A 19,203-nucleotide genomic window follows, 5' to 3' on the forward strand; every position below is an offset into this window, starting at 1 on the left:
ATGACTGGAAGTGTCGCCATTGATGTCGTCATCGGGCTAGTTTTTATTTACCTCTTATATAGCCTGTTTGCCACAGTAATCATGGAAATAGTTAATTCCTTTTTAGGGTTAAGAGCAAGGAACTTGCGATATACTTTACGGAGGATGTTGATGGATGAGAAAGAATTTAAAACCAAGAATAATTTTAAAAGAAAGATTTTTCGGCTCATTATCAACAATTTTCTGAAAATTTCTGGGAAAGCCTATAATCTCAGACGTCCTGAGCTTTTTAATGATTTTTATAACCAGCCATCTATAAAATATTTAGGAGGTGGAGGCTTATGGAATAAACCTTCATATATTGATGCTCAAACCTTCTCAAAAGCCCTTCTTGATTCTATAAAATCTCTTGGAGCTAAAGATATCGATGATCCTTTAGAAAAAATTAAGGAAGGTATCGAAAAAATAAGTCTTGATAGAGCCAAAACAACTCAAAACTCATGGGTTGAGGATGTCACTATACAAGCGAACGAATTTTTCAAGAAAAAGCTAAAAACAAACACTAAGATAGCTTCTTCAACACAAAAGCATTTAAAGTCTTTGTTAGAAGACGCTAACAATGATTTACAAAAGTTTAAGTTTTTGTTAGAACAGTGGTTCGATGACACTATGGAGCGTTCTACCGGATGGTTTAAGCGCAGAGTTCAATATTTTCTCTTTATCATCGGGTTCTTTTTGGCTGTTAGTTTTAATGCCGATACATTAGATATTATTAAGAAGCTTTCTAACGATCCCGATGCACGAGAACAAATGGTGGCTCATGCTATTAACTATACCAAAGACAATGAGGCCCTTATTAAAAAGATAAATGAGATTAAAGGTGGTAACGGTAGCGATACGCTTAAAACCACGACTGAAGAAAGCATTAAAGAAGTCATCAAAAGCAATAATGATTCACTACGTAAAATAGGTCAAACTCTCCAAAAAGACATTATTAAGGCCCAGAATATTATTTCATCAAATTGGCGCATACCAGATAGTATATTTAATGGTCAGGATAAAGACATTCCGAAAGACTTCACCAAGCATACTTATAAGCTTGTTGTCTGGGATACTATCAGGGGAAGTGACAGCAAGAAGAAAGTAAAAAAAGATACTTTTGAAGTTTCCATTTTGGTACATAAATCCATTGACCAAGCACTTTTTAAGAAAAGTATTCGCCCAACCAGTCGTGCTGATTTCGATAAGGGTATTGTTAATGTCAATAAACAAAAGTACAAGTGGAGTTATGTCTTTGCGACAAAAGGCTTTTTTAACTTCAAACATTTTTGGGGTTATTTTCTCACGGCCTTGGCTATATCTCTGGGATCACCATTTTGGTTCGATCTGCTAAATAAATTGATAAAGCTGCGAAGCTCACTTAAACCTGACGAAAAAAAGAGCGTAGCACCGAAAGACCCAGGTAACCAAGGAGCCACATTAATAAATAGAGTAGGCTAATGAAGGTTACCGTTTCAAAATACCTCAATGTCCGTGTTGGAGCACCAAGTGTTAATGCTCCTAACTACCAATACTTAGCACCAGGGAGTGTTTTGGAGGTTGACGGCAAATTATATAATGGTGATGTATATGATGGCAACGCCCTTTGGTACAAAGATCTTGCAGGTAATTATTATTGGAGTGGGGGGATTGATTATCAGGAAGATATTTTCACTGAGATACAAAATACAATTATTGATCCTTTTGCTAATTATAAGGGAAATGGCATCAACATTGGTGTAGGTATTTTTGATTCTGGAGTCAATGATAAGCATAAGTTTTTAAATAAGAGGGTCAAGTTTTATAAAAACTTTATCACTGGTACCACTTTAAGCCAAATTAGCCCGCATGGACATAATGTGGCAAGTATTATTGCTTCTGACGACTTGAAGATAAACAGAAATCTTTCAGACTTATATTGCTTTAGAGTTATCTCAAAAAATAATTTTGTTGATGAAGATGCTCTACTTGAAGGACTAGGATATTTGAATTCTAATAGCAATTTATATGATAATATAGATATCATAAATTTGAGTTTAAATATCGGAGATCCTAGTTACTATTTACCAAGGATCCAGGCATTAATTGACGAACTCTTAAACAAGGGTATAGTTTCTGTTGTTGCCGGAGGAAACGATTTTAATACTCTTGATATTTCTAAACTTAAAAATGTGATAAGAGTTGGGACATTTAGTAAAGAATATTTATCGAGTTTTATTAGTAATGGAAAACCCAAGTCCTATGACATATGTTGTTTGAATATGCCTATTTCCTGTTATTCACTCAATGGGGTTTATCTTACATCGGAGCTTCAGTATGCAAGTGCGTATACCGCTTTTATATCAGCTATTTTCTCAAGATATTTAAGCCTAAATAACTTCCCAAAAGATATCCAACGAATTAAAGAGCTAAAATCTTATTTAAGATTAATCAGCAGACCAATTAATAATAATATCCAACCATTTAAATTATATGTCTAATGAAAAAAATAATTTTACTTTTACTATTATGCTCGTTTAGTGTAATCATGTTTTCTCAAAACGCATTTTATGATGCAAAAGCTATAAGGAGTCTTCCAAATAATAACCTCCTTCCATCAGGGAAATTCGAAATTAATATTTCGCCTAATGAAATAGATTCGATGAAGGATGTTTTCGTCAAATATGGGTTAATCATAAATCCAGGTGATAATGGTACTACCGTACATGTTAAAATAAAAAATCTTTTTGCCAATAACCCCTTTATAACTATTGGTGCCATGGCTCAAGGTGGTCCAGCGCTTTTTGCAGGTCAAAAAATTACACCTGTTGAATCCTCACCAGTTTCCGGAGTCGGTGGTTTAAATGTCACTACTATTGCAGACGGTTTGGCCAAATTTCTAGTTGAACGAACTAAGCAAGAACTGAGTATTACGTTTTTTCAAAAATTTAAGAGTGTTTTAGATGATCCAAATTATGCTGATTTCAAAACGTTGTTTCCTGAGACTTATGGTACATTAGAAGTTATTGATAAGGAGGTTTACCAGTTTTCGCACTATATCAACACACTTCGGGAAACTTTTGAAAAGGATCTTCAAAATATGTTGACCCGGCTCGAACCTTTTCTGAAAACCATAAAAATGAATCGTTATGCGGCAAGTCAAACTGATGTCATTGCACAAAAAATAGAGTACTTTGAATCTGCCTTGCTTATTATCAACAATATACGACAAGGTGTTCATCCTGCCGAGGCCATTGGTAAATTGGAATATCAAAATTATCATGCAAACAATACACCTTTGATCCAAATCCAGGAAGGGGTCAAACTATTCAACATTTTTTCAAATTCATTACGGTCAACTGATCCAAATAGATATTGGATAGACTCCAGTGAATTAGAAAGCCTGTTAGATAACAATACATTTAAGGTTTATTTGGGACTTTTATATCAATTAAATGGAAATGATATGGTTAACGGACAACCTTTAAGGACCTACTTAAGTCAGGTGGCTAATGCTACTTTTAGCATTGACAGATACAAGGAGTTTGTGAAAGGACTTATTCTTGATTCTGAACAGATTGTACTCGGAGTCCAAAATATAAAGCAGAAAAAAACCAACGGTGATAGTATTGGTTCTTATAAGGAATTGTTTCAATCAACTCTAGGGTTTTTGAGAACCCTGAAACAAGGAGATGCCCTTAATTTGGGATTGAGCATTAGGAATTCCAATAAGACTTGGGAAGTTTTAGAACTATTAAATGCTATTTATTTAGATATCAATGAGCGAAAATATAATGCACTAATATTGGATGTTTCGGATCTTTTAACTGAACTTCTTGGATCCGCTAATTTCGTATGGAAAGATGATTTTATTAAATATGGAACGTTTATAGCCAACGTTGCACAAGCTGAAAATAGCGAAGAGGTAAAATCGGCTATTGAAGCTATTGCTTTGCCTGCAGGTAGTTCGAGCATTAAAAAACGATCTAAGTTTAATGTTTCTCTCAATGCATATGTTGGGCTTTCCCCAGGATGGGAATATAATGGTGATACTAAAGACTCTAAATTAAGCCTAGGTATCAACGCACCAATTGGTGTTGCCGCTAGTTGGGGAATACGCGATAAAGATAATAAGGAGCATGGTTCATTTTCATTGTTTGTCCCGTTGATTGATATCGGTGCAGTTACTAATTTTAGGTTCGATGATGATATGACCGAAGAATTACCCGAAATTAAACTCCAAAATATTTTCGCACCAGGTTTTTATGTTGTACATGGCTGGGCTAAACTTCCTATATCATGGGGATTAGGAGGACAGCTTGGACCGCAACTTCGTGAAGTCAATGCCATGACCAATACTTTCGACTCTGATCCGTCATTTTCGTTTAGAGCCTTTATCGCTGTGGATATTCCACTATTAAATTTTTATACAAAATTAAGATAAGCAATAGCTTATTAAACTCATTGACAATTTTAGCAAAATTGAATTCGACAGCAGAGATAGAGTACTTATGCCTTCTGATGTCTTGGACAATAATAAAGAACTTGAAGAAAAGCTTCAAAAGGTTAGAGACTCCTAAAATACTCTTGTTCTGAGAAGCTATTTATATGTTAACTAAGGTGATTTTTGTCATAGTTATACTTGGCAATTATAGATATATTGATGTCTTAAAATCACATCTTATGAAAACCTTACACACTCATCTAAAAGCTTCAAATATAGTAGCCTTAATCGTAGTATTTTTACTCGGTACAGTCTTTTGCCATGCACAGGAGTTGGGTATTGATAAAAACGAAAACCATAAGCCCGAAACTGAATTACCACCAGATGTCCTTTGGGATGTAAAAGCGTATATGCCTGAAGCCAAACTCATTAAAGTAAAAGCTGTTGATGAAGATGGTAAACTACACGATGTAAAGGCTTTACAAAGTTTTGGCGACATAAGTGTGCTTGATGTAAAATGCTTATACAATGATGATATCTTACCCATAAAACTAATTATAGGGAAAGATGACAGCACCTATGCACTAAAGGCCATTAAAAAGGACGGAACCTTGCTAGACGTAAAGGCCATAACTGACGAAGGTAAGCAGTTTAATATCAATGGTATTACGCGCACAGGAAATGTCGTTAGTATTAGAGTATCTGGAAAAGATGGTGATTATTACAAGGTTTTTGCCATATCGCCAGAAGGTCATGTTAATGATGTAAAAGGGATAAAAATGATGCAATCTAAAGAGGAGACAATTATTAATGAAGTCCCTGTTTATGCACATGTTAAGGCCTTAACCCAGATTTAGAGAAAGTAAATACTGCTAAAATCATATTTTAAACATAGGCAAAGTCGAAACATAGTTAGTTGTCTTGATATGTCGGGTACTTGTCCTTTTCAACAACACCCACTTTTATATTTTTGCCCTAAACAATTGACATGGCAAGAACAACTATCATAGCATTCATTTTGGTTTTATTTGTGGGTATTTTTCTAACGGTTTCATTTTCGGATCCATCTATTGCAAATAAGAACTTTCAGGATACGAATGAAATAAAACTCACAGAAGGCTCAGGAAGTTTTTTAGTTGAAGGAGGAGAAGGACGTACAGAAAAAACAATTCGAATATTTTATCACCAACCAAAGAATTTTAATAGTAATTCGAGAGTATTATTTGTGCTCCATGGTGCGGGGAGAAATGGTGATGATTATAGGGATGCTTGGGTAAAAGCTTCCGAAAAATATAATGTGCTAGTACTCGCGCCTGTATATTCTGATAACGCTTATCCTCAATTTTGGAACTATAATTTAGCGGGAATGCTTAAAGATGTTAGGATTAATGCCGAGAGAACAGCAATGACAGATTTTACAATAAGCCAAAATCCAAATGACTGGATTTTTAATGACTTTGACAGAATTTTTGAGGTAGTTGAGCATACACTACAACTAAAGCGTAAAAACTATGATATGTTCGGACATTCTGCAGGAGGGCAAGTATTGCATAGACTTGCAATTTTTAGACCCAATAGTAAAGCAGATAGAATCCTAGCTTCTAACTCGGGTTGGTACACTGTTCCTGATGATAATGAAAACTTCCCTGTAGGACTTAAAAACAGCAATAAAATATCAGAACAGGTAGATTTTAGTACAAATCTAGTACTATTCTTGGGAGAAAAAGATGATGCTAATGAAACTCGTGGAGATATACGTCATACACCCGAGCTTGATAAACAAGGCTTGCATAGATTGGCACGTGGCACATACTTTTACAATACTTCTAAACATATTGCTGAACATCTAGGGAAGGATTTTAATTGGAAAATTGAAGTAATACCTGGAATTGGACATGATTATGTTGAAATGAGTAAAGCAGCTGCTTCATACTTGTACGAATGAGTAAAAGTGATTTTTCGACAGTTTTCTTGGTCCCCGATAAATTTATCAAAGGTTTGGAAAGTAGATTTGGTAGTTAGCGTATTATTTTTCCCCATACTATCCCTTATTTTTTTATATGTGAAATTAGCTCAATTCGGACCAATCGATTTCTTTCCTTCGCTAACTTTATGGTTATGTGTGATTGGAATATTGATTCTAGGAGTGATATTATTTATGAGAATTCTTTCAATTCGGTCGATGATCCATAATTAAAATGGTTAGTGAGGTATGCCAAAGTTGAGAAAAAAGTGTGTCTATTAGATGAATTACATAAGACTACAAGATGAAGATATAGACAAACACGCTTTTCCAAAAGCATACTATTTTGATAATAAACTCGCAAGATTTTGAACGTATTAGCTTTTAAGATTAACTTTTTTTGTTTTCTTTTTGCTGCTTATCCTTATGAAGGATCAATAAATTACAAAAAGAAATGATCAAAGAAGCTGTTAGTGTATAAATCAATACGAGTAAAACAATTAATAAGTTCTTATTCGTATTAATACTTTTTTTTGTCCATATCTTATCACTTTGACCCTGTACATGTTTTAATATTTCTTCATCGTTAAGATTAAACTTATTGCTGTTTTCCAATTTTGTTAATGGGTCATTTTCAATCCTTTCATTGCCAATAATTACATCTATACCTTCATAAGGCAACGTCTTAGATTCCCTAGTGTAAGAATAACTAATAAAGCATATAGTGAGTAAAATGAAAAAGGAAATGGAGTACCTGTACCAACTTTTTATGCTTCTATTTTTATAGGTATGTAGCACTAAAAAACCGGCAATAATAGTTGCAAAAAAAATGATGAATTTTAAGTACGAGGTAGATACAACTGTACTATTGCTCCAAGAGGGTAGAGGTAAAACGAATGGGCTGGCAACCGTAGTAATCCAAGCACTTATTAGCGTTAGCTCTTTCCAAGCTTTTTGTAATTTTTCTATCATTGTTTAGATAATTTAGTTTAAGTGAAAATAAATTACTGTCTCACCTTCGTCCGTCTTAACAACTTCAATGTTTCTTTCTTCACTTTTATAATCGCCTTTTTCTATCCAGACAATGTAGTAACCAGGCGCAAGATACCTCTCGGCATCATTAGTAGGATTATTAAACGTATACCTTTTTATAGTGTTATCAAAATCGTAGGAGTATTTTATATATGCAAAATACCCACTATGATTAGGTGTTTCTACCTTCACTTTAATTTTGTCTACAACTGTCGTTTTAATACCAAATTTAAAAGAAGAGCTTTTGCTTTTGTAATCTTTTGTCACAGCTTCGAAAATTGCAATAGACTTTTCGATGTCTTTATTATCTAAGGATTGTTTTAAAATCTCGGTAGATTTTTTTAGTGTGTATAGATAGTCTTCGTCAACACTTTCTTCATTATCATAAATGTCATTTAGATTGCTGAATAGCTCTTTTTGTGACACATCGAGTGTTTTAAAGCTACTAATAAATCTTCCCTTTAATATACTGTTAGCTGTACTATCGTTATAAACTTTATCTGCTAGTTGAGATAACGTAACTTGAGCATTAAAAGCTACTTGATAATAATTATCCTGTTCACCTTCTTGGCAGATGGCAAAAACACTATAAGTTACTACCAAAAAGGTGAGGACTGTTTTACGATTTAATGTCATAAGTCTTTTTTTAATTAATATATTTCTATTTCTAAACTCCAGAGGTTATCAGAATTTCTATATAAGGCAACATCTATATTTGACTCTTTGCTTGAATAAAAAACTTCTTGCAAACTGTATGTCTCTTTGTCTTCTTCTTTAACATGGTCTTTTAAGGCCATATCAAAAGCCTTTATGATGCTGTTATATTTCTCTAGCCCTCGCTGTCGACTTTTAAATGGCTTATACTTAAAGTGCAGTTCCATATTATCAAAATCTAAGGGAAGAAATAAATCCTGATCTCTTTGTATGAGCTTTCTAACAGTGATTTTACAATCTTTATCAAATTGCAATGGAGAATTATAGTGGCATGCGCTATGATTGCTATTTGGTATTTTTATAAGATCTCCAATGCCAATAATGGTATTATTTGGTGAGTACTTTAACTCTCTTAATATTCTTAAGATATTACTGGCCAACTTGTAACTGTTCTTTTCTGGAACTGGTGCTGCTGCTAGATATTCTATAGATGCTTCAGTAGTTTCGGGATTGTAAGTTTTATCTGTATATTCACAATAAATCCAAGAATCCTGACTATAGGCACTTGGGAAAACAATGCGAGGCATTTGGTTTTCTTTCATTAGCGTAATGCCCTCAGGATCGTTTTCTGCACCGTCCCATCTCAACCTACCTTTAATTTTTTTAATTCCTTTGGGGCCTAAATTAAACTTATGTATAGAAGCATTTACCTTTTTATGAAATGGAGAATAATCGGAATCTTCTCTGTCTACATGAGCTGTATATACTTCGAGCTCTACGTAAATGGTAGCATTAGAGGTGTTCATGTAGTTGAATTCAAAATCTACAAAGGGATTGTCACTACTGGTGTGCCATTTTATGTTCTTGGTAGATGGAGAATTAATAAGAATAATGTTGCTTAATACTTCCGGATCATAATTAAGTACTCTTTTGGCCATTCTATAAGACCACATAAATATGTTTTCTTTTTGGAATTCATAATCCATTTGCTCTAAAGTCTCTTTTACGATTTGGTTATACTTCTCAATTGAACCATAATATGCTATCACAATTTCAGGGTGCTTTTTAGCCTCATCAATGGCGTAATAAGCCATACCACAGACCAATCCTTGTCTAAAAGACATTAACCTATCATTTTTAGAAGGGTGAGTTCCAAGTGCGTTTTCTTCAATACCAATATCGAGAATTACCTCAAATATTTTATAAAATTCATCCAGATCAATATCTTCTGCAGTAAGGTGACCCATAGTTATATCGTAAGTTAATAGGTATCCAAACAAATAACCAGATAAAACATCGGCTTGGCTTTCTAGTAGCATTCGTCTAATTTGTGAGTTAGACATTTCAATAGTATTATTATACCTGTTAAACTGAAACTGATGGGCGAGTTCATGGCCTAAAATAATTTGAGCAATAAACTTTTTGGATACTTGGCTTAGCTGATTAGAAAATTTATTAAGTTGTTGCCGACTTATTACTATTTTCTTTTCCTCTTTTAAAGAGGCAATTTCACCCTTCTCTACAATTTGGAGATATACATCAAAATTGTTTTTGGATATGGCTTTTAGTTTTTCAAACTCCGTTCTAATTTGGCTATCTGGGATTTGAGAATTGCTAATAGTATAATAACAGAACGCTATAAGAACTAAAACATATTTTGCTTTTAATGGCATATTTTCTGGTGGCTTAATTGAGTTTAATAGGAAAACCAATTTGCAATTTAACTACACTAAAAATTCTTAACTTATCATATTACAGTATTATATCAATAGATATTCTATAATTATTGGTACTATTAAGATTAAGGAAGGGGAGGAAATGTTATGACACATTATGTTTTAAATATAAGAAAAATATGTTTTCCACTATTCTAAAGGCACAACTTTAATATCATAAATACATTGATACAAAGGACCATACGCCTTTTGAAAAAATAAATCCGTTTCACCTTTTAAAAAAATAAGATGTCTGGATCTTAATTTTGAGGCCATTAGAGTCCTGTATTCATAGTTTGTGGTACACATTAAGCGATCAAGGTATTTGCTGGCTACATCTAAATAGTTCTCTCTAGTCATTCCTTCTTGAAGCTCCATTTTCATTGAATATTTAAAAATTACAACACTGTCTTGATAAGAAACTTCTTGTACTATTAGTTTATCTTTACCTTTAACAACTGGCAATGGGAACGAATATTTTTCGTTTACATGGTCAACATATAACTTTTCATTATCAAATTGTCCTGGGCTTTTTGTGTAGTCATAGTCATTGCATGAAACAACCCAAACCAAAATGCTTATTAAAAGAATAAGTTTTTTTAAGTCGCTAATTAATCCTTTTAGATTCAATTTCATAGATATAATCAGATAGAAAATTATTACAATCGGTAAATTCACATAAAATAATATTAGCCAGTAATATTAGTAGGGCAACTACAATTCCTAAAAAGATCTCCTCAGATGCGTATTTAACAGCCGCTACAGTGGTGATAATAAAAATAATTAGAAAAATAATTGACCAAAATACATACCCAAAAGAATGAAAATCATCTCCAAAATACTTTGGCTTGTAACCTAGGTCAAAAGTTTCTAGTATCATTGAACCAGGAACAGCAAATATCTCTAACATCAACCCCGTTTTAAAAATAAGCCCTAGTACAATCAACATGCCAATAACTCTTAAGAAGCATCCGCCTTCCATATCCTCATCCGAAAATGAACTTAATGAACCTACAAGAAAAAAGAGTAATACAAAAGCAAGAATAGGTTTAAATATTCCATAAATTGTAAACTCTTGGATGGTCATGTACCAAACTAAACCAACAACAAAAACCGCTGTGAGCGCGTATGGTATTTTAAAATCATTAGTAAGGCTTTTAATGTCAATTCCAGCAATTTTTAAAACTGGATAAATCAAATGATTTGTTACCCAAGTTCTAACACTTAAGTTAAACAGTTTAAATAGTGTTGGTACAAGTAATAGACTGAAAAAAGTGAGTATATCGAGTTGCCTACCATGGAGATCAAAAATTGACCAATCTGGCAAAATAAAGTCCCAAAAAAAACGTGTAAACCAGAGAAAATTTGCCAACAATGTTCCTAAAACTGGTACAACGGGAACTTGCGTAAGAAGAATAGATAATAAAGTTGCCACCAATAATAAGGGAATACGAAAAATTGGGGCTAGATTTTTAAATAGGTTGGTCATAAAAAAATAGTATTGCTATTCTTTTTCTAAGTTATAAAAAATCCCATTTTAAACAATGTGCATTTGTTATTGTTTTAAAATGTTCTAATTGATGAAAAAGAATAATGTGATTTCGTTCAGCACATATAAACGGAAAATATGAAAAAACAAGTGTAACAATCAGCTAATAATTATATCTTTTAAAAGTATTGGATATGGCGCAAAAGCGCTTACCGTTTTGTAACATCTTGTTAAACCTAATTCATAAAAGATGCAGTTGCACATTCAAGTCATTTTCGCGTCTTTCGTCCTGCTGCTACTTATTTTTTTGCTAAGCAGGAAGGACAAACTCTTCCATAATGAAGTGTTTGCATTATTTGTTGGTGCATTGTTACTAAATAGCTGTTTTGAAATTTTAGCAACGCTCAACATTTTAACCGACAGGGTCAATTTCAATCAATTTATAGGTTTCCTTTACGGCCCTTTGCTTCTTTGGTATATAAATTCGATTACCGCAAATTCTAGGAATAAGGTAACGCTTAGTTATTGGCATTTTGTGCCTGCCGCTATGGTTCTGGCCTTGGAACTATTGCACTATGCCACTGCGATTTTTATGCAATTCCAATTATGGAAGATTATTGGGATCCTTATAGTAATGCACAATATGGGATATCTTTTTTGGATTTTTAAAATCCTTAACAAGACCAAAACCGAAAAATCACTGCATTATTTAATGCCCTGGCTTAACTTATTGAGTAAAGGATTTGCAGTTATTCTTGGTATGTTCATCTTGGAACTTTCACTGGCCCTTATAGGTTATTTTAATTACATGTTCATTGTTCGTTCTATTAACCTAATGCTACTATTGGTCTATATCAATGGAATGGTGTATTTGGGGCTTTCAATCCCTTATATTTTCAATAAAAAAATGAAGTATGCCTATTCCAGTCTAAGAGCGGACCAAAAAGAGAGACTGGTCAAAAAACTATCGCGCTATATGAAAGTACAGGAGCCTTTTTTATTCCCTGAGTTATCCCTTGAAATCCTGGCTTCTCATTTAGAGGTGAAACCTGACCAACTTTCTCTTGTGATTAACGAGCATTATCACAAGAATGTAAAGGACTTTATAAATTCATATCGTGTGGAAAAAGCCAAACAACTGCTTATTGATAATCCGGACTTGATTATAAAAGAAGTGATGTACGATTCCGGATTTCAGTCCAAATCTACCTTCAATTTGGTTTTCAAAAACGCAACGGGTATGTCGCCCTCTAAATTTCGTCGTGCCACTACTGTCTAGAGATTAAAAAAGTCCAACAATACCTTTTTGGACTTCTGGCTAGAAACTTAATGGTATCATTGGGTTTTAAATCAAAAAACATAAGCAGAATGAAATTTTATTTTTTTTTAAGTTGTCTGGTGGTATTGTGCCCCAAGATTAATGCGAACGATAATTTAGTTGAGTTGAATAAGATCATCACAACTTTTAAATCAATGTCCTATGCAGGGTATCATATCAATTATTATGGTACGGGAGAAGTAAAAAATGCAACTAAGTTTGAAGGCGACGTAAGAATCAAATGGTCCGAGCAAGCGGATTTTGACTATGAAAATATCAGAATTCAGGGCTCATACCATGTTAAAGACATCTTGGGGAAGCGTAATGAATCAGCCAATATTTATCTAAATGGAGATGTCTTTTGGAACGTAGACCACACTTCCAAAGTGTATACTTATAGTCCGGATATTAGGTCTACTTTGCGAACCGCATTTAGAAAATCGCCCATTTTTCCTTTCACAGCGCTTACATTTATGAAAAAGAACCCATCAAGCGTAAAAATATCTACCGATGCAAATACCATACAGCTGACCTGTTCGACTAACGGGAAGTCTTTTAGGATTATTGCCAATAAAAGTGATCACAGCATTAGAAAAATTACTTGGAAAAAAGATAATTGGAAAAAAAATTCGGAAATCACAGCAGAACTCCATTTTAAACATCTGGAGGCAATCAAGGATTTTGGAAAACCTAATGTGAAAGACTACGACAAAAAAATGTTGCCGACTAAAGGATACGAAGCACCAAAATGGCAATCCGTTTATCATTCTGGAGGACCTGTAAATCTCGATCAATTTAAAGGCGAAATTGTGGTTATGGATTTTTGGGCCACTTGGTGTTCACCATGCATAAGAGCCATACCATCCCTCCAAAAATTACATGCAACATATGGAGAAAAAGGCGTGAATATCTTGGGCTTGAATTATTTTGAAAAACGGAACCCCAAAAAGATTATGAAAAAATTGAAGGCGACTTATCCTACCATTCAAGCTGAAAGTATTGGCAAGGATTATGGAATTTTAAACTGGCCCACAACATTTGTGGTCGACAAAAAAGGAGTTATAAGGGAAATCATTGTAGGATATCATGGCGAGAAAACCGATAAGCAGCTTAACGAACTCATTCAAAAGTTGATCACTGAGTAATGTATTCCTTCTTCAGTGCTATTGCGCTTAGACATAGAAATGTTCTGTAATGTACTAGTGTTATACCTGTGCCTAATCTGAAAGGGTAGAGGCTTGGCGACAAAATCGAGCTTGCGAGATTGACTTCATCGAATCTTCGATTTCACGAATACCTATTTAATGAAATAAATATTTCAGTGAGTAAATGTGTGTGGAATGACCTATGTGTCCTTACCTATATAGGAAAAGATAATGCGTTGTTGCAGTCTAATAGACCAAATCCAGATTTTTCATCACGTCCTGGCAAGTATATATCCTTACTTGAACTATGAAGTCTTTGTCTTATTTCTTGTGGTGTCCAATGCGGGAATGCTTGTTTTAGTAAAGCTATGGCTGCTGCAACATGTGGAGCCGCATAACTTGTCCCACTACCAATACCATAACCTCCACCTGGATTAGTTGATAAAACTAGATGTCCAGGAGCAACGATTTCTACACTTTGAGTTACTGGAAGGTTAATGGGACCATAAGAAGATTTTTCCCATATACTTTCATTTTCCTTAGTTGCACCAACGCTAATATAACTTGGACATCTCGAAGGGTTAGTAACCCAATGATTAGCTTGATTTCCCGAATTACCTGCAATTCCCACAACCGAACAACCTGCATCAACAAGTTTTCTGGCCATTTCTTCCCAAGAACTCCAAAATGGGGCATTTGGATCATTTTCCCCACCTGTATTCCATAAACTAAAGGAAACAACATCTATTTTTTCCTTAATTGCCTCTTCCATTGCTGCAAAAACCCATTCTTCTTTGGCTCTACCGTTATTAGATATTCTATAAGCATAGATTTCAGAATCATGAGCAATTCCAATAACCCCATTAGCATTATTTTTTGCGCCAATAATTCCCGCACAAAAAGTTCCGTGTGGATCAGTAGGGTTTTGCCAATCACTAATACCAGTTACAAAAGAAGAACCTCCAGTAATGTTTAAATCTGGGTGAGAAGTATCAACTCCTGAATCTAAAATTGCAATTTTTACACCTTTACCAGTGGCTTTATTCCAAGCCATATCAGCCTTTACTTGCTTTACATTCCATTTGATTTCACTAACAAAATCACTTTCCCGTATGGGTGAAATTTCATCTTGTGAATAAAGCATCAATTCTTCTACAGATGTAATTTCTTCTATTTCTGCATAATCTTTTAAAAGAAGGATTTCATTCTCATCTAATTTAGTATAACATGTTGAAATAGAATTATATATACGAACATCATCGTCATTCTCTTTGTCTATTTCATTTGACGATATTAATGCCTCTCTGCCATCTTTAATATTTTGAATTGGTCTTTTGAATATTTTGGAAAAATCAGGTTTATCTAATCCCTTTTTTGATAATTTTATTTTGTAATCTTTCTTCATTTTTTCTAAATTAAAAATACCTGCTCAGTTTCATTATAAAATTGAATTTTTAATGAACAAGATAAAATACCCAATAAAGGGTAATTTTAATTTGTGAATAGTAAATAGGCATTACTTGTTTAATAAGTAAAAATAAGAAAATCAACCTGTTATAACAAATCGCCGTTTTTTTGTTTAAGATTTTTTCTTTACCAGAATTACAATAGGAGAGTAGTGGAATGTGCGTGGAATGGTTTTGTACATAACTTGTTGAAAACTACGGAAAACCGTAATCATATACTTGTTAAAATTTAGTATATTTAAATTCTCCCTTAACAATTAATTGCACTCGAACAGATTTAAACTTTTCGTATTGTGATTTGATTTACTATACTTGAATCATTTTATATAGTTAAATGAAAATTAACCTAACACAGCCTCAAAGAACTCTAGCAGCAATCATTTATTTATTATTGCTAATATTATTATTCAGCTTAATTGACGGAAATTTTAATGAGTTGTTATTTAAATCTTCAGATGACAAAAGAGTTTGGTTTTTTTCTGGAGCTCTATTAATAATTTTAGGAAAATACATTGCTGAACCGTTTTTTAGTAAACCCACTGATGCAATTGCAAATTCAGCAGCAGTAATAATTACATTATTAACGTTAAATGATAAAGATAGATTTACATTATATAAAGTTATTTTAGTACTAGCAATACTAGTATTGATTTCTAGCTTAATCACAATTTTCTTAAAAAACTTTAATCAGGAAAATAAAACAATTCAAAGAATAAATGCAAGTGCTTATAAAATAGCGACAGATATTGGCAATTATAAAGTTCTATTTTCACTTGTTTACTTATCTACTGTCCATACATACTTTTTAAATATTTCTGAACCAGATATAATCTCTACAATTGTATTATTTGCATTCTGGTATATTTTAATCTCTTTTGATATAGTTGGCTGGTTTATAAAAACATTTATAAATCTAGTATTATCTACTAGTGATGATTTAGAAGAAGATTTAGGTTTAGCTATTGGTTGTGAAAATCCTTTATTATATAAAGTAGAAGTAGACTTTTTAAAAAATAAAAGTTCAAAGATTGATATAGGAGATTTGGTTACAGTAGAAAATGAGAAATTAAATAAATCTGTTGGAATCGTTATTAATAAAAAACAATTACTCAATAAATTTTGGCTAGAGGTATATCTATTAGTGGATGAAAATGAAAATGTTATTAAGATGCCACAAGTGCATAGGTTAAAATTTTTAAATGAAAAGAAAATATTACAGTTCAAGAATTCAGTAAAAAAAATTAAAACACTAGATTCTCTACCTGAATCAAATAGAAACCAAGTAGGAAATAATAAACTTTATAGAAAACGAGAAAATTTTGTTGGTTATATTGAAAAAGGCTCAAACATAAATCAAATAATATTCTTGCATTTAGGAGAAAAAGAAATCAAAGAAGGTGCGATTGTTGTTTCCGAGATTTATGGAGAAGAAGTTTTATTTCAAGTAATTGATGGTCAGACAAGAGAAGAACCTTTGGAGTTTAAAGATGGTTATGGATATGAAGTTGCTTATGCTCGAAAAATAGGTAGTTATGATAATAAAAATAAAGAACTTAAAGTTAGGAATTGGTTGCCAAGAATATATACTCCAGTCTTTGTTTTTGAAAGTGAAGATTTAAGTGAGGAAAGGTTGCTCGAAATTTCCAATAATTCGATTGGTAGACTTCCAAAAACTACCTTTGAAATACCTATTAATGACTATAATTCTTTGGTTACTCATAATACAGCAATTCTAGGTATTCTCGGAATTGGAAAATCTCGCCTTACATTCGAAATTCTTAAAAAACTAATTAATAAAACAGGCGTCAAAATAATTTGTATTGATGTTACTAAACAATATCAAACTGAATTATTAGATTATTTTGAAGAAGATAAACTTATGATTGATTTATCTGAAGAAGAACTTAAAGATTTAAAAGCTAAAAATGCTGATGGTAATTTTGATAATCCAACAAGTTGGGGAAATGAAAGTATATATAGAGAAAAATTAGATAAGTGTATTTCAGATTTTTACAATAGTGAAAGTAGAGTTTTGATATTAAATCCTGATTGGCACAATGTTTCAGTAGCCGGAAGTAAATTTAAAATAACGCATAAAGAAGATTTAACAATTGCCCAGAAAACAAGAATTATTAGCGAAAGAGCTTTTATCTACTCTTATAATCAAGGAGAAACTACTGACGCTCGATGCATGATAGTATTTGAAGAAGCTCATTCTCTAATCCCAGAATGGAATTCTGTTGCCAATGATGGAGATAAAACAGCAGTAAATGGTACTGCAAAAGTTATTCTGCAAGGAAGAAAATTTGGATTAGGTTCGCTTGTTATAACGCAACGTACAGCTAATATAAGTAAGAGTATATTGAATCAATGTAATACAATTTTTGCTCTGAGAGTATTTGATGATACAGGGAAACAATTTCTTGAAAATTACATAGGTTCAGATTATTCAAACATTTTGCCAACTCTAGAGGAGAGACATGCAATTGCAGTTGGAAAGGCATTAAAATTAAAGCAACCAGTAATCATAGAGTTAAATGATATGAAAAGAGTTACAAATTAAAACGAAGATAAATGGCGCTAAAAAAATTACCAGTAAAGAAATTAGTGGAATTTCGAAGATTATCGAAGAGAAGACAACTCACATTTACTAATAGACTCAAGTCACCTAAAGAATCAAGTTCATCAGGAGGCGATTATTGGGTAAGAAGTATTAGCGCAATTAGTAATGCTTTTAGAGAAAACGACAACTCCTATATAAATAAAAAACTTGAATAAACTAAAGAACTTTTTGATATAACTCAAAGAAGTCAAACAAAAACGATGTATAAGAGAAACATTGACATATTAGATAAGTATAAAAATTTTGACTTTGAGGTTTGGAGGCCTACATCAGAACTAAAATTCCTAAAAAAGCCTAATTCATTGTTGGAGATGAACGGATTGCCAGTTCAAATTCGTCCAAATCATGTTTTCTATTATGGAGCAAAGGATAAAAAAAGTTTAGGTGGTATTTGGTTCATTACCTGGTTAGAAGGTTTTAAAAGGAGTGATTTAGGCATTTATTCTGAAGCATTATACAGATACCTAACATCCTATTTTTCTGAAGAGTACGAAATAAACCCAGCTTCGTGTATTACTGTCGATGTTTCAAGTACTAATTCTGTAGGTTATAATGAGATAATTAATGGGGAAATTCCCTCATTATTAGATTCAACTTTATCGGAACTGAAAAAATTCATTTAGAAGTCAGTTGGCCTCATAAAATTTTGGTGAAAACAATCTACCTTCGTTGCACTTCGGCAGACAAGTAGGAGAGTGGAATGACCATACTTTGTTCTGCAAGAGAAATCCTAAGACGATTTTCCTTTTCTGTGACCAGTCGGGTAGGGCTTTATCTTCTTTTTAAAATCCTCAATCTCATTTTTTAGTTTTTTGTTGGCGTTTGCGATGAGTTCATTTTGGTGCTTCATGATGCTAATGAGATCGTGCATAGCGTTTAGGTTTTCTAATTGGGCGTATACGATTTGTTCTAATTCTGCTTTTGTGTATCTAAACATTTCTATTATGTGTAATTTTTTAATACAAAAGTTTCAATTTTCTATCCAAAAGTATACAAAATAAATCCAAATCCAAAACATTTGGTTCAAAATTTGATACAACTGTATACATAATCTATATTTATGTTTTTAAAAATAAAATACTTATGACCAGATTAGGTCTATATTTGGCTAAGAAATCCATTAACAAGGCAGAAGTCTCTCGTAAGACTGGGATTAGTAAATCAAGAATGAGCCAGTTAAGTTCTAATGAGTCAACAAAACTTCGTGCAGATGAATTGTATCTAATTGCTTTAGCCATAGATGTCGATCCATGTGAAATCTTCCAGGAAGTTTGTGGAGACCTCAAATTGCGTGAGGAAGCATAATTTCTATTTTACATAATACTAATAATGCAAATCGTCATGGCACGATTTACAA

At 32.9% G+C, this 19,203-nt stretch carries 18 protein-coding genes; 11 read left to right on the top strand and 7 right to left on the bottom strand.

Going from position 1 to position 19,203, the window contains the following annotated elements:
* The 5 genes from Q0972_RS02420 to Q0972_RS02440 all read left to right on the top strand — a co-directional run bounded on the left by Q0972_RS02420 (position 1) and on the right by Q0972_RS02440 (position 6,386).
* Positions 1–1,479: a hypothetical protein gene (locus Q0972_RS02420; RefSeq protein ID WP_299362124.1), complete on the top strand. Its 1,479-nt coding sequence runs from the start codon at positions 1–3 to the stop codon at positions 1,477–1,479.
* Positions 1,479–2,498 carry a S8/S53 family peptidase gene (locus tag Q0972_RS02425; protein ID WP_299362126.1) on the top strand — a complete coding sequence of 340 codons (1,020 nt, stop codon included), beginning with the start codon at positions 1,479–1,481 and terminating at the stop codon, positions 2,496–2,498. Before Q0972_RS02420 ends, Q0972_RS02425 begins: the two co-directional genes overlap by 1 nt.
* Positions 2,498–4,441 (top strand): hypothetical protein, encoded by a 1,944-nt coding sequence (locus Q0972_RS02430; protein ID WP_299362128.1) that lies wholly within the window; start codon positions 2,498–2,500, stop codon positions 4,439–4,441. Before Q0972_RS02425 ends, Q0972_RS02430 begins: the two co-directional genes overlap by 1 nt.
* A 239-nt stretch (positions 4,442–4,680) precedes the next feature.
* Positions 4,681–5,298 carry a hypothetical protein gene (locus Q0972_RS02435; RefSeq protein ID WP_299362130.1) on the top strand — a complete coding sequence of 206 codons (618 nt, stop codon included), beginning with the start codon at positions 4,681–4,683 and terminating at the stop codon, positions 5,296–5,298.
* A 131-nt stretch (positions 5,299–5,429) separates the two neighbouring features.
* Positions 5,430–6,386, top strand: coding sequence for a hypothetical protein (locus Q0972_RS02440; RefSeq protein ID WP_299362132.1), 957 nt, complete (start codon positions 5,430–5,432; stop codon positions 6,384–6,386).
* A gap of 408 nt (positions 6,387–6,794) precedes the next feature.
* On the opposite strand, the gene Q0972_RS02445 is transcribed toward Q0972_RS02440, so the two are convergent.
* The 5 genes from Q0972_RS02445 to Q0972_RS02465 form a co-directional block, all read right to left on the bottom strand.
* Positions 6,795–7,376: a hypothetical protein gene (locus tag Q0972_RS02445; protein WP_299362135.1), complete on the bottom strand. Its 582-nt coding sequence runs from the start codon at positions 7,374–7,376 to the stop codon at positions 6,795–6,797.
* Between the two features lie 12 nt (positions 7,377–7,388).
* Positions 7,389–8,072, bottom strand: a complete 684-nt coding sequence (locus Q0972_RS02450; protein ID WP_299362138.1) for a hypothetical protein — start codon at positions 8,070–8,072, stop codon at positions 7,389–7,391.
* Between the two features lie 14 nt (positions 8,073–8,086).
* Entirely contained in the window at positions 8,087–9,763 is a 1,677-nt protein-coding gene (locus Q0972_RS02455; RefSeq protein ID WP_299362139.1) for a hypothetical protein, read from the bottom strand.
* 192 nt (positions 9,764–9,955) lie between these two features.
* On the bottom strand, positions 9,956–10,441 hold the full coding sequence (locus tag Q0972_RS02460) for a hypothetical protein (protein WP_299362141.1): 486 nt from the start codon (positions 10,439–10,441) through the stop codon (positions 9,956–9,958).
* Complete coding sequence (locus Q0972_RS02465; protein ID WP_299362142.1) at positions 10,413–11,294, bottom strand: hypothetical protein; 882 nt, start codon at positions 11,292–11,294, stop codon at positions 10,413–10,415. Before Q0972_RS02465 ends, Q0972_RS02460 begins: the two co-directional genes overlap by 29 nt.
* Positions 11,295–11,637: 343 nt before the next feature.
* Between Q0972_RS02465 and Q0972_RS02470 the strand changes: the two genes are divergently transcribed.
* Positions 11,638–12,573, top strand: a complete 936-nt coding sequence (locus Q0972_RS02470; protein ID WP_299362143.1) for a helix-turn-helix domain-containing protein — start codon at positions 11,638–11,640, stop codon at positions 12,571–12,573.
* An 89-nt stretch (positions 12,574–12,662) separates the two neighbouring features.
* On the top strand, positions 12,663–13,757 hold the full coding sequence (locus tag Q0972_RS02475; protein ID WP_299362144.1) for a TlpA disulfide reductase family protein: 1,095 nt from the start codon (positions 12,663–12,665) through the stop codon (positions 13,755–13,757).
* A gap of 214 nt (positions 13,758–13,971) precedes the next feature.
* Here the strand turns inward: Q0972_RS02475 and Q0972_RS02480 are convergent, their stop codons facing one another.
* Positions 13,972–15,162, bottom strand: a complete 1,191-nt coding sequence (locus tag Q0972_RS02480) for a S8 family serine peptidase (RefSeq protein WP_299362146.1) — start codon at positions 15,160–15,162, stop codon at positions 13,972–13,974.
* Between the two features lie 395 nt (positions 15,163–15,557).
* On the opposite strand from Q0972_RS02480, the gene Q0972_RS02485 reads away from it, so the two are divergent.
* From Q0972_RS02485 to Q0972_RS02495, 3 genes are read left to right on the top strand one after another with little or no spacing between them, the layout of a single operon-like run.
* Complete coding sequence (locus Q0972_RS02485) at positions 15,558–17,786, top strand: DUF87 domain-containing protein (RefSeq protein WP_299362148.1); 2,229 nt, start codon at positions 15,558–15,560, stop codon at positions 17,784–17,786.
* An 11-nt stretch (positions 17,787–17,797) separates the two neighbouring features.
* Positions 17,798–18,001, top strand: a complete 204-nt coding sequence (locus tag Q0972_RS02490; RefSeq protein ID WP_299362152.1) for a hypothetical protein — start codon at positions 17,798–17,800, stop codon at positions 17,999–18,001.
* A 45-nt stretch (positions 18,002–18,046) separates the two neighbouring features.
* Positions 18,047–18,469: a hypothetical protein gene (locus Q0972_RS02495; protein WP_299362154.1), complete on the top strand. Its 423-nt coding sequence runs from the start codon at positions 18,047–18,049 to the stop codon at positions 18,467–18,469.
* 107 nt (positions 18,470–18,576) lie between these two features.
* Here the strand turns inward: Q0972_RS02495 and Q0972_RS02500 are convergent, their stop codons facing one another.
* Complete coding sequence (locus Q0972_RS02500; RefSeq protein ID WP_299362156.1) at positions 18,577–18,783, bottom strand: hypothetical protein; 207 nt, start codon at positions 18,781–18,783, stop codon at positions 18,577–18,579.
* Positions 18,784–18,929: 146 nt separating this feature from the next.
* Here Q0972_RS02500 and Q0972_RS02505 point away from each other — a divergent pair, with 146 nt between their 5' ends.
* Positions 18,930–19,151 (top strand): helix-turn-helix transcriptional regulator, encoded by a 222-nt coding sequence (locus tag Q0972_RS02505; RefSeq protein WP_299362158.1) that lies wholly within the window; start codon positions 18,930–18,932, stop codon positions 19,149–19,151.
* Positions 19,152–19,203: the final 52 nt, after the last annotated feature.

This window comes from Winogradskyella sp. (assembly GCF_028282165.1).
Lineage (GTDB): Bacteria > Bacteroidota > Bacteroidia > Flavobacteriales > Flavobacteriaceae > Winogradskyella.

Bases quoted from the DNA above. Each gene is read 5' to 3' on its own strand.
- Q0972_RS02435 (WP_299362130.1), top strand. From the start codon at position 4,681: ATGAAAACCTTACACACTCATCTAAAAGCTTCAAATATAGTAGCCTTA.
- Q0972_RS02465 (WP_299362142.1), bottom strand. From the start codon at position 11,294: ATGACCAACCTATTTAAAAATCTAGCCCCAATTTTTCGTATTCCCTTA.
- Q0972_RS02490 (WP_299362152.1), top strand. From the start codon at position 17,798: ATGGCGCTAAAAAAATTACCAGTAAAGAAATTAGTGGAATTTCGAAGA.
- Q0972_RS02455 (WP_299362139.1), bottom strand. From the start codon at position 9,763: ATGCCATTAAAAGCAAAATATGTTTTAGTTCTTATAGCGTTCTGTTAT.
- Q0972_RS02445 (WP_299362135.1), bottom strand. From the start codon at position 7,376: ATGATAGAAAAATTACAAAAAGCTTGGAAAGAGCTAACGCTAATAAGT.
- Q0972_RS02505 (WP_299362158.1), top strand. From the start codon at position 18,930: ATGACCAGATTAGGTCTATATTTGGCTAAGAAATCCATTAACAAGGCA.
- Q0972_RS02450 (WP_299362138.1), bottom strand. From the start codon at position 8,072: ATGACATTAAATCGTAAAACAGTCCTCACCTTTTTGGTAGTAACTTAT.
- Q0972_RS02425 (WP_299362126.1), top strand. From the start codon at position 1,479: ATGAAGGTTACCGTTTCAAAATACCTCAATGTCCGTGTTGGAGCACCA.
- Q0972_RS02485 (WP_299362148.1), top strand. From the start codon at position 15,558: ATGAAAATTAACCTAACACAGCCTCAAAGAACTCTAGCAGCAATCATT.
- Q0972_RS02475 (WP_299362144.1), top strand. From the start codon at position 12,663: ATGAAATTTTATTTTTTTTTAAGTTGTCTGGTGGTATTGTGCCCCAAG.
- Q0972_RS02460 (WP_299362141.1), bottom strand. From the start codon at position 10,441: ATGAAATTGAATCTAAAAGGATTAATTAGCGACTTAAAAAAACTTATT.
- Q0972_RS02480 (WP_299362146.1), bottom strand. From the start codon at position 15,162: ATGAAGAAAGATTACAAAATAAAATTATCAAAAAAGGGATTAGATAAA.
- Q0972_RS02495 (WP_299362154.1), top strand. From the start codon at position 18,047: ATGTATAAGAGAAACATTGACATATTAGATAAGTATAAAAATTTTGAC.
- Q0972_RS02500 (WP_299362156.1), bottom strand. From the start codon at position 18,783: ATGTTTAGATACACAAAAGCAGAATTAGAACAAATCGTATACGCCCAA.
- Q0972_RS02440 (WP_299362132.1), top strand. From the start codon at position 5,430: ATGGCAAGAACAACTATCATAGCATTCATTTTGGTTTTATTTGTGGGT.
- Q0972_RS02420 (WP_299362124.1), top strand. From the start codon at position 1: ATGACTGGAAGTGTCGCCATTGATGTCGTCATCGGGCTAGTTTTTATT.
- Q0972_RS02430 (WP_299362128.1), top strand. From the start codon at position 2,498: ATGAAAAAAATAATTTTACTTTTACTATTATGCTCGTTTAGTGTAATC.